General features: G+C 63.2%; 14 protein-coding genes. 1 reads left to right on the top strand and 13 read right to left on the bottom strand.

Going from position 1 to position 16,093, the window contains the following annotated elements; translation table 11 throughout:
- Positions 1-11: 11 nt before the first annotated feature.
- From AC1DS6_RS03025 to AC1DS6_RS02975, 11 genes are all read right to left on the bottom strand, one after another.
- A complete protein-coding gene (locus tag AC1DS6_RS03025) occupies positions 12-806 on the bottom strand; it encodes an SDR family oxidoreductase (RefSeq protein WP_477102057.1) in 795 nt (264 codons plus the stop codon).
- Between the two features lie 44 nt (positions 807-850).
- On the bottom strand, positions 851-2,527 hold the full coding sequence (locus AC1DS6_RS03020) for a long-chain-fatty-acid--CoA ligase (RefSeq protein WP_477101995.1): 1,677 nt from the start codon (positions 2,525-2,527) through the stop codon (positions 851-853).
- Between the two features lie 55 nt (positions 2,528-2,582).
- Complete coding sequence (locus tag AC1DS6_RS03015; RefSeq protein ID WP_477101994.1) at positions 2,583-3,734, bottom strand: acyl-CoA dehydrogenase family protein; 1,152 nt, start codon at positions 3,732-3,734, stop codon at positions 2,583-2,585.
- Complete coding sequence (locus AC1DS6_RS03010) at positions 3,731-4,558, bottom strand: SDR family NAD(P)-dependent oxidoreductase (protein ID WP_477101993.1); 828 nt, start codon at positions 4,556-4,558, stop codon at positions 3,731-3,733. Before AC1DS6_RS03010 ends, AC1DS6_RS03015 begins: the two co-directional genes overlap by 4 nt.
- Before the next feature lie 40 nt (positions 4,559-4,598).
- Complete coding sequence (locus AC1DS6_RS03005) at positions 4,599-5,024, bottom strand: MaoC family dehydratase (RefSeq protein WP_477101992.1); 426 nt, start codon at positions 5,022-5,024, stop codon at positions 4,599-4,601.
- A gap of 1 nt (position 5,025) precedes the next feature.
- A complete protein-coding gene (locus tag AC1DS6_RS03000) occupies positions 5,026-5,478 on the bottom strand; it encodes a MaoC family dehydratase N-terminal domain-containing protein (RefSeq protein ID WP_477101991.1) in 453 nt (150 codons plus the stop codon).
- Positions 5,479-5,489: 11 nt separating this feature from the next.
- Positions 5,490-6,674: a lipid-transfer protein gene (locus tag AC1DS6_RS02995; protein WP_477102056.1), complete on the bottom strand. Its 1,185-nt coding sequence runs from the start codon at positions 6,672-6,674 to the stop codon at positions 5,490-5,492.
- A 475-nt stretch (positions 6,675-7,149) separates the two neighbouring features.
- The gene (locus AC1DS6_RS02990; RefSeq protein ID WP_477101990.1) at positions 7,150-8,190 is read right to left on the bottom strand and encodes an AraC family transcriptional regulator; all 1,041 of its coding nucleotides are present in this window, start codon (positions 8,188-8,190) and stop codon (positions 7,150-7,152) included.
- Positions 8,191-8,357: 167 nt separating this feature from the next.
- Positions 8,358-9,401 carry an NAD(P)H-dependent flavin oxidoreductase gene (locus AC1DS6_RS02985; RefSeq protein ID WP_477101989.1) on the bottom strand — a complete coding sequence of 348 codons (1,044 nt, stop codon included), beginning with the start codon at positions 9,399-9,401 and terminating at the stop codon, positions 8,358-8,360.
- The gene (locus AC1DS6_RS02980) at positions 9,391-10,941 is read right to left on the bottom strand and encodes an AMP-binding protein (protein WP_477101988.1); all 1,551 of its coding nucleotides are present in this window, start codon (positions 10,939-10,941) and stop codon (positions 9,391-9,393) included. The genes AC1DS6_RS02985 and AC1DS6_RS02980 overlap by 11 nt, the downstream gene beginning before the upstream one ends.
- Before the next feature lie 33 nt (positions 10,942-10,974).
- The gene (locus tag AC1DS6_RS02975) at positions 10,975-11,967 is read right to left on the bottom strand and encodes a tripartite tricarboxylate transporter substrate binding protein (RefSeq protein WP_477101987.1); all 993 of its coding nucleotides are present in this window, start codon (positions 11,965-11,967) and stop codon (positions 10,975-10,977) included.
- A gap of 200 nt (positions 11,968-12,167) precedes the next feature.
- Between AC1DS6_RS02975 and AC1DS6_RS02970 the strand changes: the two genes are divergently transcribed.
- Positions 12,168-12,830 carry a TetR/AcrR family transcriptional regulator gene (locus AC1DS6_RS02970; protein ID WP_477101986.1) on the top strand — a complete coding sequence of 221 codons (663 nt, stop codon included), beginning with the start codon at positions 12,168-12,170 and terminating at the stop codon, positions 12,828-12,830.
- Between the two features lie 202 nt (positions 12,831-13,032).
- Here the strand turns inward: AC1DS6_RS02970 and AC1DS6_RS02965 are convergent, their stop codons facing one another.
- Both AC1DS6_RS02965 and AC1DS6_RS02960 read right to left on the bottom strand, forming a co-directional pair.
- On the bottom strand, positions 13,033-14,040 hold the full coding sequence (locus AC1DS6_RS02965; protein WP_477101985.1) for a tripartite tricarboxylate transporter substrate binding protein: 1,008 nt from the start codon (positions 14,038-14,040) through the stop codon (positions 13,033-13,035).
- 1,134 nt (positions 14,041-15,174) lie between these two features.
- A complete protein-coding gene (locus tag AC1DS6_RS02960; protein WP_477101984.1) occupies positions 15,175-16,068 on the bottom strand; it encodes a LysR family transcriptional regulator in 894 nt (297 codons plus the stop codon).
- Positions 16,069-16,093: the final 25 nt, after the last annotated feature.

Here is a 16,093-nt window from a genome sequence, read left to right as displayed (position 1 = left end):
ATCTCTCCGATTCAGGCGGCCACAGCGGAGCCAAGGTCGCGCCCTCCGGCCAGCGAACTGCCACCGTCCACCGGAATCACCGCACCGGTTACGAATTGCGCACGCAGCGAGCTCAGGAATAGCGCCATATCTGCAACGTCATCGACTCGGCCGAAGCGGCGTAGCGGGATCGAAGCCTGCATGTGAGCGAGCGCCTCCGGCGTCGGCGCCAGACGCCGCACGCCCTCTGTGTCGCCGATCGGGCCAGGCACAATGGAGTTGACGCGGATGCCGTCGCCACCCCACTCCATGGCCAACACGCGGGTCAGCATATCCACCCCCGCCTTCGCCGCGCAGACATGTGCCTGGTACTTCGTTGGATTGAAGGCCTGCGGCGCCGAGATGCTCAATACCGAGGCCCCTGGCTTGCGCAGGTAAGCGTAGGCCGCGCGCAGGACGTGGAATGTTCCGTTAAGGTCGATGTCCACTACGGTGCGAAAACCCTTGGTCGACATGCCCAGGGCAGGCGCAACGAAATTGCCTGCGGCGCCGGATACGAGCACATCAATGTCGCCGAACGCGGCATGGGCGTGGCCTAGCGCCGCGGCGATCGCATCGGCGTCCCGCACATCGGCGGCGAAGCCCAGCGCTTCCCCGCCAAGCTCACGCAATTGCGCTACTGCAGCCTGCACCCTCTCCGGCGTACGGCTCGCGATGGCGACGCGGGCGCCGCGCTCGGCAAAGGCCTTCGCAATAGCAAAATTGATGCCGCTGCTGCCGCCGGCCACGAAAACGGTCTTGTCCTGAAATTGATCAATGGATGTCATGAGGTCTCCTGCTTGCTGGGATATCGGTTGTGCGAATGGGCCAATCATTGCCCGTTTCCTGTGCGATGCGCTTCCTGCAATTCGCGCCAAAGGATCTTGCCGGTGCCGGACTTCGGCAGACTGTCGACGAACACCACCAGACGCGGTGCCTTGTAGACCGCCATGCGTTGGCGGCTCCAGTCGATAATGTCCTGCTCGGAGACCTGGCCCCGAAACTGAGGCCTCAGGACAATGAGCGCCTTCACGGTCTCGCCGCGCTTGTCGTCCTCGATCCCGATAATGCAGGCCTCGTGCACAGCCGGGTGCTCGTACATGGCGTTTTCCACCTCCGCGGGCCAGACCTTGTATCCAGAGGCATTGATCATTCGCTTGAGCCTGTCGCGCATGAAGAAGTAGCCATCTTCGTCCACACACGCCAGGTCGCCGGTGCGGAAGAAGCGCTTGCCGTCGCGCTCGAAGAACGAGGCTGCGTCTGCCTCCTTGTTCCGCCAGTACCCCAGCATCATCTGCGCTCCGTGCGTCACGAGTTCACCGACCTCCCCCTGTGGCAACTCCTGCAGCGTGGCTGGATCGACAGTGCGCGAGTCGACGCCCGGAGCCGGCACACCCAGGCACTGCCGCTTGCCTCGGGCCAGAGGGTTGGCATGCAGGAAGGAAGCCGTCTCGGTCATGCCATAGGCCTCGTTGTAGCTGATGCCAAACCGCTCCTGCAGCATGCTTGCCACCGCTTCCGGCATCGCCGCCCCGCCGCCCATCAGGAGAGACAAGCTCCCCAGGTCCCGGTTCAGCACCTCGGGTTGAGCGAAGAAGTCGATCAACATCGCTGGCGGCGCCGCCCATACCGAAACGCGGTGTCGCTCAATGAGGCGGGCCGCCGCCGCCGGGTGCCAGCGCGGCAGCATTACCACCGTGGCGCCCAGCGTCATGGGCAGGTTCATCGCGTTCTGCATGCCAAGCATGTGGAACAGCGGTGCCACTGCGAGGAACACTGACTCGGCATGCAGTCCGCGCCACAGTTGCGAGGCGCTCGTGGCAGCCAGCACGGTGGCATGCGTGTGCATGCATCCCTTAGGGTGGCCAGTGGTCCCGGACGTATAGGGAAGGACGCACAGGTCTCCCGCCCCGGGCGACTCCTCGGGGCATGGCAAGCACTCGGCAAGCGCCGCTTCAAAAGCGATCAGGCGTGCATGGGCCAGCGGCTCGCGCGGTGCCCGCACCACGTCCGGGAGGTCCTCCTCGTCGGCGAGGCTCGCTAGCGCGTCACTATAGGCATGGACCAGCACGGTCTCCAGGACCGGCTGGTCTTCCAGAAGCGGGAGAACCTGCGGCAGCAACTCCTGCGCTGTAATGGCAATCCGCGCTCCGCTGTCGTCCCTGTAATAGCGCAGCTCGGCCGTGGTGCTCATGGCGTTGACTGGCACGACGACCGCACCGGCGCGCAGCACGCCGTAGTAGGCAGTCACATACTGCGGGCAGTTCTGGCTCAGCAGCAACACCCGGTCGCCCGGCTTCACACCGAGTCGCTGCCGAAGATAACCAGCCAGCGCCTCCACTCGCTCGTGCAGGCGCGCGAATGTCAAGGCGGCGCCACCGAACACGATCGCGGGCTTATCCGGAAATCGAGCGGCAGCTACGTCCAGGTAGTGCGTCAACGGTACCTGGGGCACGCGGATCGAGTGTCCCAGGCCCTTTGGCCAGAAGCGGTTTGGGAGGGCTGGCATGCCTCAGGTCTCCTTGTATTTTATCGGACGCAACCCGCACGAGGCGGCGCTCCCGTCAGCGATCCAGCGAGCGCGCGACGATTTCCTTCATCACCTCGTTCGCGCCACCGTAGATCTTGCTCACACGAACGTCGGCATACATGCGAGCGATCGGATACTCCAGCATGTAGCCGTAGCCGCCATGCAGCTGCAGGCACTCGTCAACGATCTTGCAGGTGGTATCAGTGGTCCACCACTTGGCCATTGCCGCAGTTGGAACGTCCAGCTCGCGGCGTTGCAAGCGCTGGATGCAATCGTCCACAAAGCTGCGGGAAACCTTGGCCTGGGTCGCGCACTCCGCGAGCTTGAAGCGCGTATTCTGCAGGCTCGTCAGCGGCTGGCCGAAGACCTGGCGCTGTCGTACGTACTCGGTCGTGTCTGCAATGGCGCGGTGCATTGTGGCCACGGCCCCCACAGCAATCAGTAGCCGCTCCTGAGGCAGTTGCTGCATCAGTTGCCCAAAGCCGCGCCCCTCCTCATCGCCGAGCAGGCTTCCCGCCGGCACACGGACGTCGTCAAAGAACAGTTCCGCGGTATCCAGCGACTTCTGTCCCAACTTGTCCAGCAACCGGCCTCGTCGGAATCCGGGTAGCCCGTCGGTCTCCACAACGACCAGCGAGACTCCCTTTGCGCCGGCTGCGGAGTTGGTCTTGACGGCCACGACGATCAGGTTGGCGTGGTGCCCGTTCGTAATGAATGTCTTCGACCCATTGATCACATAGGAAGTACCTCGCCGTGCGACGGTCTTTATACGCTGCAGGTCGGTTCCAACGCCTGGTTCGCTCATCGCGATCGCCGCAACCAGTTCCCCGGACGCCATGCGAGGTAACCAGCGCCGCTTCTGCGTCTCGCTGCCATAAGCGAGGATGTAGTGCGCGACAATGCCGCTATGCACGTTGTTGCTGAAAGCACCAACCATGGCGCTGCACTGCTCCTCGCAGATCACCGCCTCGTGCAGGAAGCTGCCCCCTCCGCCGCCATATTCCTCGGGGATACTCGCGCACAACAGCCCCGCCGCACCCGCCTTGACCCAGATATCACGATCAGCATGGTGTTGCCTGGCCCAGCGCACCTCATTGGGCACGCATTCCCTCTCGAAGAAGCGACGCGCGGTCTCACGCAGCATCTCCAGATCGGAATCGGTCCAGGGGCGAGCGACGGTGTTCATGGCCGGCCCCCGCCGCAGACCAGCACTTGGCCACTGACATAGTTAGACTCGGGGATGCAGAACATGTAGACCGCTCCCGCCGCCTCCTGGGGTGTGCCGCCACGGCCAAGCGGAATCAGTGCCTCGGCGTTCTTCAACACTTGCGGATTCACGCCAACTCTGATCTGTTGACCACCGATGTCGATCTTCGCGTCAGCATCCGCGGCGACCTCAGTCAGGCGCGTCATGATCAGTCCGAAGGCGACACTGTTGACGTTCACCTTGTAGCGCCCCCACTCCTTGGCCATCGCCTTGGTCAAGCCGTTTATGCCCGCCTTGGCGGCGGCGTAGTTGGCTTGCCCGGCATTGCCGTACACGCCCGAGGTAGAGGAGATATTGACGACCTTGCGGAAGACCGGCGCGCCAGCCTCAGCCTCGCGCTTGGCCGCGTCGCGAATGAAGCCGGACGCAGCGCGCAGGATGCGGAACGGTGCCGTCAGGTGCACGGCGAGCATTGCCTCCCACTGTTCGTCGGTCATCTTCTGTACCACGCTGTCCCAGGTATAGCCGGCGTTGTTAATGATGATGTCCAAGCCCCCGAAGCTCTCCAGCGCCTGCTGAACAAAGCGGTCGGCGAAGCCAGCATCCGTCACGCTGCCGACGCAGGCCGCAGCCTCCCCTCCGCACGCGCGGATCTCAGCCACGGTCTGCTCAGCCGGGGCAGCGTCCAGGTCGTTGATCACCACTCCCGCGCCTTCGCTGGCGAGCTTGAGTGCAATTTCGCGGCCGATGCCGCGGCCCGAACCAGAGACAAGGGCAACCTTTCCTTCGAGTTTGCGAGTCATCGTGAATGCCTGAGTGAATGCCTATATGGGTTGAGAGAAATCAGGCAAACGCGATCAGCGCTTCGCCCGCCAGCTTTGTCTGGCCATCCTGGTTGGTCGTGGCGACTTCGACGCGGGCGCACCGCTCGCCATCCTTGGACAACAGTTCCACGACGCGGCCGGCACAGCTAATGCGTTCTCCAACCTGGGTGATGGCAGCGAACCGCACGCTGAAATCTCGAATCGCCGGTTGCGGCACCCACTGTGTGAGCAGGCGAGCGAGCCAGGCCATGGACAACATCCCGTGAGCGAACACATCGGCCATACCCGCGGCCCGCGCGAAATCCGTGTCCACATGGATGGGGTTGTGGTCGCTCGACGCGCCGCAGTAGAGCGACAGATTCAAACGGGAGATCAGTGGCAGTTCGAGCGAAGGCAGGCTATCGCCCACCTTCAGGCGGTCCAGGTCAACTGCAGGTGATGTCATCTCATTTCCCCATCGTGTTGCGGATCACGGTGACACAGCGCAGTTCGGCCACTCGCTCGTTGCGCTGATTGGTGACTGCTGTCTTTCTAACCACGAACTCCAGAGCGCCTCCCTTTTTTTCGTAGATGTCGTCGATGCGTTGCGTGAAGGTCAGCGTGTCGCCGGCGTGAGCCATGACGTGGTAGGTGAAGCCTTGCTCGCCATGCAGCAAGCTGCGGTAGTCCATGCCAAGCAGGTTGCGGATGGCTGCCGGGTCGGGCGACTCCATCTCCAGGCAGAACAGGAAAGTCGGCGGCACGGGCAGCGCCGGATGGCCGGCGGCGCTGGCAGCAGCTTCGTCAATGTAGAGCGGGTCTGTCTGTCCGGTCGCCTTGGCGAAGAAGCGCAGCCGCCCGGCCTCGACTGGCACGCTGAACGAAGGGAAAGTGTGTCCGATGGAATGCTTGTCGATCATAATCCCGCCCCTCAAACCGCCTCGTACAGCGTAACCACGCACGCGCCGCCCAAGCCGAGGTTGTGTTGAAGAGCGAGACGCGCCCCCTCGACTTGGCGCTGGCCGGCCTGGCCACGCAGTTGCCATACCAACTCCGCGCACTGGGCCAGGCCAGTCGCCCCGAGAGGGTGCCCCTTGGATAGCAGGCCGCCCGAGGGGTTGGTCACCACCCGACCACCATAGGTGTTATCGCCGTCGAGAATGAACTTCTCTGCCGTGCCCTCCGGCGTGAGGCCAAGACCCTCATAGGTAATCAGTTCGTTTGCGCTGAAACAGTCGTGCAACTCGACCACGTCCAGGTCATCCGGACCGATGCCAGCCGCCTCGTACACCTGCTTGGCCGCCGCCACCGTCATGTCGTAGCCGACAACCTTGCGCATGTCATCGCTCTCAAAGGTGGCAGCGGTGTCAGTAGTCATGGCCTGCGCGGCGATCACTACACCCAAGTTGAGGTTGTGCCTGCGTGCGAAATCAGCCGAGCAGACGATAGCCGCGGCCGCGCCGCACGTCGGCGGGCAGCACTGGTAGCGCGTAAGCGGCCCGAACACATTGGGGGAGGCCATCACCTCGTCGAGCGTCAGCGTCTGACGAAACACAGCCAGAGGATTGCGCGCAGCGTGCTGCCGCGCCTTGACCGAGATACGCCCGAACGTGTCCGCACGGATGCCGTACTTCTTCATGTAGTCGACGCCCGCGCCACCGAAGAACTGTGCCGCGCGCGGCGCATCGGGCTGATAGCCTTGGTGCGCGGTCATGGCATCCACGAAGCGCATCATCGGTGACGGACGGTCGTCGTAGGCGCCCTTCAGCGCGCCGGGCACCATTTGTTCGAAGCCGAGCGCGATCGCGCATTCGACGCTTCCACTTTCGACTGCCTGACGCGCAAGGAACAGTGCGCTGGAGCCGGTGGAGCAGTTGTTGTTCAGGTTGAACACCGGGATGCCAGTCAGCCCTACGCCGTAGATCGCCGCTTGCCCGGCCGTGGAGTCGCCGTAGACGTAGCCGACATAGGCCTGCTGCACATCGGCATAGTTGACACCTGCGTCGTCCAGCGCCAGCTTTGCGGCGCGCGCGCCCATGACGTGGTAGGAGTCACTGGCGCCAGGCTTGGTGAAGGCAATCATGCCGACACCGACGACGTGTACGGGTCTTTTCATCTGGGTCATGAGGTTGGCTCCTGGTTGAAATAGAAATTTAGGACAGGGCGAACGTCGGGGTTCGGGTGGGCGGGATGAATATGTTCATGAGAATCCACTGCAAAGGCTTGGTTCGCGCCACGATGTGCGAGTTCGGTTCGAACGCCGTGCCATCAAACAGACAAAGGTCTATCGCCCGCGCCCTGAATCTTCGAACTTACCGGCTGGTGCCGCTACGGAAGGCCCACTGACCGCAGTGTGCGGCCCCGGCGTCGTGTCGCCAATCGCGTTTTGGAACAAAATGATTGGCAAAAAGTATCAACGCGCTCGCGGAGGTAGTCAGTTGTGCCGAGCGCGCGCTCTGCCCTGTCGCGCAGGCTGCAACGTCAAGGCAAAGGAGCCCGGGTGCGCTTGAAACAGGAACTGAATTCAGGTGGGCACCGGGCAATGCCAAGCCGCGTTGGCAACAACGGCCAACCCGGCTTGGCAGGAGAGATCAGGGAGATGACGACGGGCCCGATTTCAGGTGTGTCTGTCGGTAGACGCCCGGCGCTTGACCGGTCCAGCCCTTGAAAGCGCGATGGAAGGTGCTGGCCTCCGAAAATCCGAGCCGGTTGGCGATATCCAGCAAGGTAAGGTCGGGCTGCGCGAGGTATTCAATGGCCGCGTCACGTCGCAGTTCGTCCTTGATCCCCTGGAAACCCAGCCCCTCCTCCCGCAGCCGACGACGCAGAGTCTGCGGTGTCATTGCAAGCGACTCGCTGACCACCTCCAACGACGGCATGTCGCCGGCAAGATGGCGACGGAACTGGCGCCGGATCCGCTCGCTGAGGCTGCCTTGATCTCGATATCTGATCAGCAGACCGGCTGGCGCACGCCGCACGAAATCAACAAGGCTCTGATGTGTCTGTACTACTGGCAGGTCGAGCCATCGGGTTTCGAAGCGGAAGCCAACCCAGGGGTATGCATAGGCTACCGGAGCTTGGAACACACGACCAGCATCGCTGCTGCAACCCTGATCACTTGGCCGGTACATCAGTTCGTGCACCGGAATGCGTCGCGCAACCAGCCAGGAGGCCAGCCCATAGGTGAAGAAGCAGAAGGTGAGGTCGGCATAGCGCATGCGGGGATCGCGGATGCCATTCGATACCAGACGCACCGAGGCAAGCTCACGCTCCACTACCAAGCGAGGCACGAAGTCATCGAGCAACAGGTGATAGATTTGGAATCCGGTGCGCAGGGCTTCGCCAAGCGTGCGACAGTGGATCAACTGACGACAGACCTGCACAAAGCTTCCCAGCCGCAATGGGCGGCTGCATAGGCCCCAGATCTCGTCTCGCATCACATGACGGAGCGTGCGGATCAGCGCAGCATATTGCTCCTGCGTGACCCTGGATAGCGATGACTCCAGAAGCGCCGGGGCAATGCTGGCACGAAGCAGAATCGGCTCTATCGCCAGACCGCGTAGTCGCGCGCCCTGCAGGATCTGTTCGACCTGCAAGATGGCAATCGTGTGTTGAGTCACCGTTGAGGACATCGGTTGAATCCAGTTCTCAGATCTCAGACGACGTCTTCGCTGCCTATCAGCACGCAGAAACGGTTTTTGTGGATCGGCTGGAGACTGGTAGCCAGGGTGAAAAGCAACCCTCCTATTACCGGCCAGCCACGCCGCGCGCACCGGCCGGCCCCGGTTTGCCCGGTTCCTTACTCCGCAGCAGCACCATAGCATTTGCCGCCTAGCGTCCGGCACGTCGTTTCGCACGCCGCCTTGTATTCCTCCCCGGTCCGCGCAACGAGTTCCCGTACTGTCTCGGTCCGATCCACGCCAGAGACGGAATGGCCCGCGCTCCAGATGTCGCGCCAGCGCCTGATGCCGGCCGTGCCCTTGCTGCTGTACAAGGCGTCGGCCCGCTCCTGCGTCATGTCGGTGGGCAGGCTCTTCGGGTCGAGGCCGCTAGCGACAATGGACGGAATCAGCGTGTTGGTCTCCAGACCAGTGAAGGCGCGCGACAGGAGCACGTCGTCTAACTCGCTAGACACCAGCATGTCCTTGTATCCGTCCACCGCCAGACTCTCGCGCGTGGCGATGAACTTGGTGCCCATGTAGGCCAGATCGCAGCCCAGCACCTGGGCGGACAGCAACCCCACGCCGTCCGAGATGCCGCCCGCCAGCACAACGGGCCCGTCGAAGAAGCTGCGCACCGCCCGCACAAAAGCGAAGCCATTGGCCCAGCCAGTCTGCCCCCCCGCCCCAGCAGTCAGCAGGATGAGCCCGTCCGCGCCAGCGGCGACAGCCTTGCGGGCGTGACGCACGGAAGCGACGTCCGCAAGCACCAGGCAGCCAATGTCGTGCAACTGCCCGATGACCGGATCCGGCGCGCCGACACTGGTGATGACCATTTCGACCCGATGCCGCAGCAGGCAGGCCAGTTCGTCGCGCAGCGACTCCCGCCGCATAATCAGATTGGGGCAAAACGGCGCATCGTCGGGCGATAGTGACTCGCGGAAGTGCAGCAACCACGAATCGAGGTCCTCCGTCGAACGGCAATTCGCCGTCGGGAACGAGCCGATCACCCCGGCGCGGCACGCCGCGACCACCAGGTCCGGCCCCGAGACACGGAACATCGGGGCGGCGATCAACGGCAGGGCGAGGCGGCGGGCGATGGCGTCGGGCAGACGGGAACTGAAGGTGCGCGGAATGTGCATGGGGTAAATCGGGTTGGTTGGAAGGGCGGCATCAGCCGACATTGCGGGATTGGCTTTGCCAGTGCCTGGCGCGCAGCGCCTTCTTGTCCAGCTTGCCGAGCGGAGTCAGCGGCAAGGCGTCAACGATCTCGACGCGCTTGGGCGCGTTGACGCTGCCCTTGAGCGCCTTGACGTGGCTGACCAACTCCTCCTTGGTGGCGGACTTCCCGGCGCGCAGCACTATATAGGCGGTGACCGCTTCGCCCCACTTCGGGTCGGGCACGCCGATGACGGCGCCCATGCTGACTGCCGGGTGCGTCGCGAGTGCATCCTCGACTTCGCGTGGATAGACGTTGAAGCCGCCGCTGACAATCATGTCCTTCTTTCGGTCGACGATGTAGAGGCGGCCGGTCTCGTCGGCGCGGGCGACGTCGCCCGTATGGAGCCAGCCGCCGGCGAACGCCTGCGCGGTCAGCTCCGGCTGGCGCCAGTACCCGCCCATGGCGGAGCGACTGCGCACGCAGATCTCGCCAGGCTCCCCCGGCGGCACCTCGCGGTCGTCGTCGTCGAGCAAGCGTACCTCGCAGCCGGCTACGGGGAACCCACAGGCCTCGAGTTGTTCCGGCCTGGACAGGTCATGATCCTCTTTGCGCAGCGCCGCGATCGGCGAGCATTCGGACTGTCCGTAGAGTTGACAAAACACTGGCCCAAGCCTTTCCAACCCCTCCTGCAGGCGATGGCGCGAGATGGGGGCGCCGGCATAGAGCAGCAGTTCCAGCGACGACAGATCGAAGGCGGCTAACCGGGGATGGTCCAGCAGCCCGTAGATCATCGTCGGCACCATCATCATTGCGTTGATGCGCTCGCGCGCGATGACCGATGCGATCTCATCGAGATCGAACGTCGCCAGCAGGTGGACCGTGCCGCCGCGCAGCAGAGTCGGTACAAGATTGGTTCCGGTGACATGGCTGATCGGCGCCACGGCGAGGAAGCGGGGCATCGCGGGCATGTCGAAGTCGGCCAGGATCTGCAAGGTGGCATGGGCGTTGGCCGCGCCCGACTTGGCGACACCCTTCTGCCGGCCGGTGGTGCCACCGGTATAGGACAGCGTGGCAACCTCCTTGCCGATCGACAGGTCAACGGGCTCCGGCGCCGCGCCATCCGACAGCGCCAGCAGGTCGGCGCCGCCGTCGGCCTTACCCAGCGTCAGCACCCGCAAGGCGGGCACCCGCGCGGCAAACTCGCCGCAGCGATGACCGTAGTGGTCGGCATCGACGATCACCGCGGCGACCTCGGCATCCTCCAGCTGAAAGCAGTGCGCCTCCAGCGAACCCTTGGGATGCAGCCACGACGTGACGCTACCCAGCCCCTGCACGGCCATCCCGGCGCACCACATGTCGGCACGGTTGGCGGCCAACAATGCCACGCGCGTCCCCGGGCCAATGCCCAGCCGGTGCAATGACGCCTGAAGACGTCCAATCAGACGCGCCGTCTGGCGGTAGGTCATTTGCCCATCTGGCCACTGGAAGGCAATGCGGTCGGGGTAGCGCCGCAGGGCGGCAAGCGCGAGCGAAAAGAAGGAGGGAGTCAGTTGAGTCGTCATGGCGGCGTTCCGGCGGATGGCGTTAGGGAGGCGTCAATCCGCCTGAATCGAAGCCTCGGTGATGACTCTTCTCCATTTGGCTTCGTCTGCGCCCAGCTTCCGCTCGAAGGCTTCAGGGCTGCTTGCGACCACCGTCACGCCGAGGTCTTCCAGCTTGCGCGTGACCTCCGGATCGCGGATCGTCCTGGCGACATCTCGCGCGATCTTCTGCACGAGCATCGGGTCGACCTTGCGCGGCGCGAGGATGCCAAACCACCCCTCAAGGTCCAGCCCCTGCATGCCCAGCTCACTGAAGGTCGGGGTCGACTTGAAGTACGGCGAGCGTTCGCTGCTGGTGATCGCGAGCAACTTGAGGCGACCGTTGCCGACAGCCGAGCGCGCGCTGGCGAAGTCGAGGAAGGCAACCGGGATGTGCCCCGCCTGCAGGTCCGCCAGCAACGGCCCGCCGCCCTTGTACGGAACGTGGACCATGCTGATGCCGGCGCTCTGCTTCAGCAGTTCGGCCAGGATGTGCGACGACGTGCCGTTGCCGTAGGAGCCGTAGTTAAACTCGCCAGGCCGCTGCTTCGCCATCGTGACGAACTCCTTGGCGTTGCTCGCCTGCAGCGAACTGGTACCCATCAGCACGAAACTTGAGCGCGCCACCTCGCTGACCGGGGCGAGGTCGGCAAAGACGTCGTAAGGCGGCTTGGTCTTCTGCACGGCCGACTGGATCAGGGCCGTCCACGTGAACAGGAGCGTGTAGCCATCGGGCTGCGCCCGCGCCACGACGGTGGTTCCAACCACACTGCTCGCGCCAGGCCGGTTTTCGACGACCACGGGCTGCCCCCACGTCTTGCCGAGCTTGTCGGCCACCAGCCGCGCCATGTAGTCCGCCCCGCCGCCGGGCGCGGTCGGCACGATCAGGTGGACCGGTTTCCGCGGAAAATCGTTGGGGTTGTCCGGTGTCGCCGAGGCTGGCTGCCAGGGCACGATGAGCGTGGACGCCGCGCAGGCAATCCCCAGGATGCGACTCAAGCCGTTCACGACAGTCTCCTTTCCTGCTTCTTTTTGGTGCGACCGGTGCGCCGCCCTGCCCTTGCCCGGCCATTGCTGGCAACGTCCAGTACAGGCTAAGGCTATAACTTACTTGTTGATTAACAAATAAGTGGATTCCCCAAGCCGAAGCCTGGGGTGAGCCGCACGCCACTGCGTTATCATTCGCGCGATCTAAGGAGCGTTCTTGCATGGGCATCGACGACAACACCTCGAATGACCGCCCGGCCTCCCGTGCCCGCCGCACCCAGAAAGAGCGGCGCGAAGAGGCAGCGCGGCGCATCATGGACAGCGCTATGGCGCTCGTCTGCGAAAAGGGCATCGCCGGCCTGACGCTGGCGGACGTGGGCGAGCACGCCGGCTACAGCCGGGGCCTCGCCGCACACCACTATGGCCACAAGGAGGGACTGCTGGTAGCGTTGGTGGAACAGATTGGCGTCGATGTCCGGGCCGCCCGGAGGACCGTCGCGGATTGGCGGCCGGGGCTGGACACCGTGGTGGGGATCGTTGGCTTCTATGTCGGGCGCAATCCTGCCCACGACACCACCCTGCGCGCCCTGCATGTGCTGCTGTCGGAGCGGGTCACGTCAACCGGGCCGGTGGCCCACGCGCTGGAGCTGCTCAACGCGGAGTCGGTCAGCATTGTGGAAGCGCATATCCGCCGGGGCATCGAGGAGGGGAGCATCCGCGCCGACATCGACCCCCACGCCGAGTCGGTAGCCATCATCGGCGCCATGCGGGGGGTGTCGGCGCAGTTTCTCTTCCCGACAGGTAAAACCAGCGCCGAAGCCGTGCGGCAGGCGCTGATGGACTTGGTCAGGCGAGGATTGCGCAACGAGGCCACGAAGGAGTAAGTCTCCCATGCCCACCCACGCCGCAGTGCGCCCACGGCCCCTCCTCCGTGCAACCATGTGGCGGCGTGAATCGGGCGTCTAGCGAGCGCTTGGGCTGCGCATCGTGCTTGCGTCTTCGTCTGCCACGTACGACGCCTCTCGCTACAGGCGTTGTCGGCAGATCATTCCGAGCCGGCATCGATCAGCATCACTGCGGAGAACTTCAGTCGAGGTTAATGCCCAGCTCCCGGACGGAAGACTTCTCGCGCTCGTACTGCTCTGCGGCGAACTTCACATACTGCTCGCTACTGAGGTAAACGTCTTCGAGATCGATAGCCTCCAGCGACTTCGCATACGCCGGTGCCTGCGTCGCCATTCTGAATGCGTCATGGAGCCTTTTTACGATAACAGGGTCCATTCCCTTGGGGCCGACAATGCCGACCTGCGAACTGGCCGTGATGTCATACCCTCGTTCCTTCAGAGTCGGCACTTCCTTGAAGCGCGGGAACCGGCTCTCGCCCACGATCGCCAGCGCACGTACCTTGCCCGCCACTGCGTACTGTCCCCAGCCGGGATCCAGCACGGCGTCTACGTTGCCGCCCAGCAAGGCCATCATCTCCTCGGAGCCACCCTTGTAGGGTGCGAACGTGAACTGTACCCCGGCCGCCTTGCCCAGCTTCTCCATGGCAATATGGCCGGAGCTGCCGATGCCCACCGATGCGTAAGTCACCTTGCCAGGATTGGCCTTGGCATAGGCGAGGAATTCTTCCAGGCTCTTCCACCTGGCATCGGCGCGGACGACAAGTCCGTAGCGGTAGTTTGTGAGCCCGATAATATAGGTGAAGTCCTTTCTCGGGTCATAAGCCGTTTTTTGGAGATGTGGCATACGAAAGATATTCGCTGCGACCATCGACAGGGTGTACCCATCGGACGCTGCGGTCTGGGTCATCACAGACGCCGCAAGTGTTGCACCGACTCCTGGCTTGTTGATCGGCACCATCCGCTGGTTGAGCGCCTTGCCGGCGCCGTCCAGCAAGACACGCAAGGACGCATCGGTCGGCCCACCAGGGGGGAACGGAATCCAGAACTCAATCGGCCTCGATGGATACGCATCGGCAGCAAAGGCCGGGGACAGCATCGCCATCACAACGGCGACAGTGGAAAATACCCGTAGCGCGATAGAACGCAGACATTCCAGCCTCTGAATGCCTGCAACAATTTCTTTCTTCATTGTGTGTTGTCTCCTCTCTTGAGCGAGCTTGTAGTCTTGTCTGGCCTTTGTTTTCTGCCCTATCGTTTGTACCGCCCATGATCGCATTGCACTGACGGTGACTAACTGTCGCCTTGACCCGGACGTCGCAAAGATGCGGCTTGCATCGCGTGGAGTTGTCAGCGTAGCAACCAGCCCGCCGCGCGGCAATTGCCGACTCTTTCATTCTTGTTGGCAGAAATGCTCACGTCGAGGCCATGAAATCGGGGAAGGCTCGCGCTGACCAGCGCGCCGCTGGCTCACTTGCCCAAGGACTCAACGAGAACAGGATGTCTGTGACCGGTGCGGCGCTGCCAGCGGCTCGCGCAGCTTCTGCCGATGGCTTTGATCTGATCCGCTATTGCAGGCGGGACACGTTACACAGGCCGATGCGAACCGGGCGCAGGGACTGCAAGCACATCGTGCGGCACGCGCGTTATCTCGGCCAGCGACTGCGCCGAAATCCAACTGAGTTGCGATGGGGATGCCGTGCGACCGGCGCGGGCGTGCGCAGACAAGGCGCGATCCGGCATCGCATCCCTGTGCTCGACGACTGGAATCCTTCCGTTAATGCTGACCGACTGCTAGTAGTGGCAGTCAGCGGCGGCCGTACCCCGTGCAAGCCAGCACGTCTACGGTTTAATAGTTCGAACCTCGTCGACTGCGAGTGGCCGCTGAGATCTGCGCGGCCAGCCCAACGACAAGTGCAAGGCCGCGATGATGAAATTACGAAGAGACCCGCCTATGGGTCTGGTGTAAATGCCGACGTCGATGGTGCGTCGATGGTGGCGAGTGGCTCTAAGACAATGCTCTGGCACTGAACCTGGAGGGGATCGTCGGCAAGCGAGCGGGCCGCATATACGCGGCCGGCGCACGATCCCCGGCTGATACGGCAACAATCAGATAAGGAAAACCCCGTCGGCCGAATCGTCCGCGAAGTCGGCACAAGCGCTTGATTGCTGACGTAACCTGGGCTCTCACGACGAAAACGATCAGTATTGTTCCATAGAAAGAAACCAGGTGTCATTGGAAGATGGGGTCAGGTGTAGGCGATTAATTGCGCTTCATAAAACAGCTGCATTGAAGATGCCGGCTGGACCGATGAAGCGGCTACCCTCAAAAAATGTCCCCAATCACTTGCCGCAACCATGCATGCCCATGATCAGTCTGGTAGCGCTCATGCCAATACAGGGACACGCTAAGGGCCGGCAGGGAAATCGGAACCTCCCTGATCACTGTATTGGTGCTGTGTACCAGGGCGTTGGCGACGCTGCTAGGCAAAGTCGCAATCATGTCGGACTCGGCGACCACATGCGGGCAGGCCAGATAGCTCGACAGCGTTACCGCCAGTTGCCGGCTCCGGCCCAACCCTTCCAGCGCTCGGTCGATCCGCTCGCTGAAATAGCGGGTATGCGCGGCGAGGTCGATGTGCTTGTAACGCAGGAAGGCGTTGAGGTTCCAAGGGCGCTCCAGGGAAGGATGACCGGCGCGCATCAGGCATACGGTGGGCTCCTCGAACAGGAAACGCGCGCGCAAGTTCGGCGCTGGCTCGGGGTAGTAGCCCGCAATCATCTCGACATGGTTAGTCTCGAGCATGCTGAGCCCGTGCTGCAGGCGCGCGGGCAACACGCGCAACTGCATGTGAGGCGCCTCCTGCGCCACCTTGGCCACGACTTTGGGCAACATGGCGAACTGTACATAGTCGGTCGCATAAATTGAGATCACCCGCTTGCTGCTGGCCGGTGAGAATTCCTCGCGCGGCGCGGTGGCGGCTTGCCATTGCTGCAGGATAGGCGCAAAGGTCCGATGCAACTCAAGCGCCCGTGCGGTGGCCTTCCACTGCGCACCTTCGCGCACTAGCAGCGGATCGTTGAACAGCCGCCGAAGGCGGCTCAGCGCCGCGCTCATGGCGGGCTGGGAAAGCTGCATCTGCTCGGCCGCACGGGACACGTTGCGGCACGAAATCAGTGCATCAAAGTGGGCGACAAGGTTCAGGTCGGCACTTTTCATGGAATCGGTCCATTAGGAACACAGC

Source organism: Cupriavidus sp. 05L310 (assembly GCF_056398185.1).
This window is presented reverse-complemented; position numbering and strand designations above follow the sequence as displayed.

Bases quoted from the DNA above. Each gene is read 5' to 3' on its own strand.
- AC1DS6_RS03010 (WP_477101993.1), bottom strand. From the start codon at position 4,558: ATGACTCGCAAACTCGAAGGAAAGGTTGCCCTTGTCTCTGGTTCGGGC.
- AC1DS6_RS03000 (WP_477101991.1), bottom strand. From the start codon at position 5,478: ATGATCGACAAGCATTCCATCGGACACACTTTCCCTTCGTTCAGCGTG.
- AC1DS6_RS03020 (WP_477101995.1), bottom strand. From the start codon at position 2,527: ATGCCAGCCCTCCCAAACCGCTTCTGGCCAAAGGGCCTGGGACACTCG.
- AC1DS6_RS02990 (WP_477101990.1), bottom strand. From the start codon at position 8,190: ATGTCCTCAACGGTGACTCAACACACGATTGCCATCTTGCAGGTCGAA.
- AC1DS6_RS02995 (WP_477102056.1), bottom strand. From the start codon at position 6,674: ATGAAAAGACCCGTACACGTCGTCGGTGTCGGCATGATTGCCTTCACC.
- AC1DS6_RS02985 (WP_477101989.1), bottom strand. From the start codon at position 9,401: ATGTCGGCTGATGCCGCCCTTCCAACCAACCCGATTTACCCCATGCAC.
- AC1DS6_RS03015 (WP_477101994.1), bottom strand. From the start codon at position 3,734: ATGAACACCGTCGCTCGCCCCTGGACCGATTCCGATCTGGAGATGCTG.
- AC1DS6_RS02970 (WP_477101986.1), top strand. From the start codon at position 12,168: ATGGGCATCGACGACAACACCTCGAATGACCGCCCGGCCTCCCGTGCC.
- AC1DS6_RS02965 (WP_477101985.1), bottom strand. From the start codon at position 14,040: ATGAAGAAAGAAATTGTTGCAGGCATTCAGAGGCTGGAATGTCTGCGT.
- AC1DS6_RS02960 (WP_477101984.1), bottom strand. From the start codon at position 16,068: ATGAAAAGTGCCGACCTGAACCTTGTCGCCCACTTTGATGCACTGATT.
- AC1DS6_RS02980 (WP_477101988.1), bottom strand. From the start codon at position 10,941: ATGACGACTCAACTGACTCCCTCCTTCTTTTCGCTCGCGCTTGCCGCC.
- AC1DS6_RS03025 (WP_477102057.1), bottom strand. From the start codon at position 806: ATGACATCCATTGATCAATTTCAGGACAAGACCGTTTTCGTGGCCGGC.
- AC1DS6_RS03005 (WP_477101992.1), bottom strand. From the start codon at position 5,024: ATGACATCACCTGCAGTTGACCTGGACCGCCTGAAGGTGGGCGATAGC.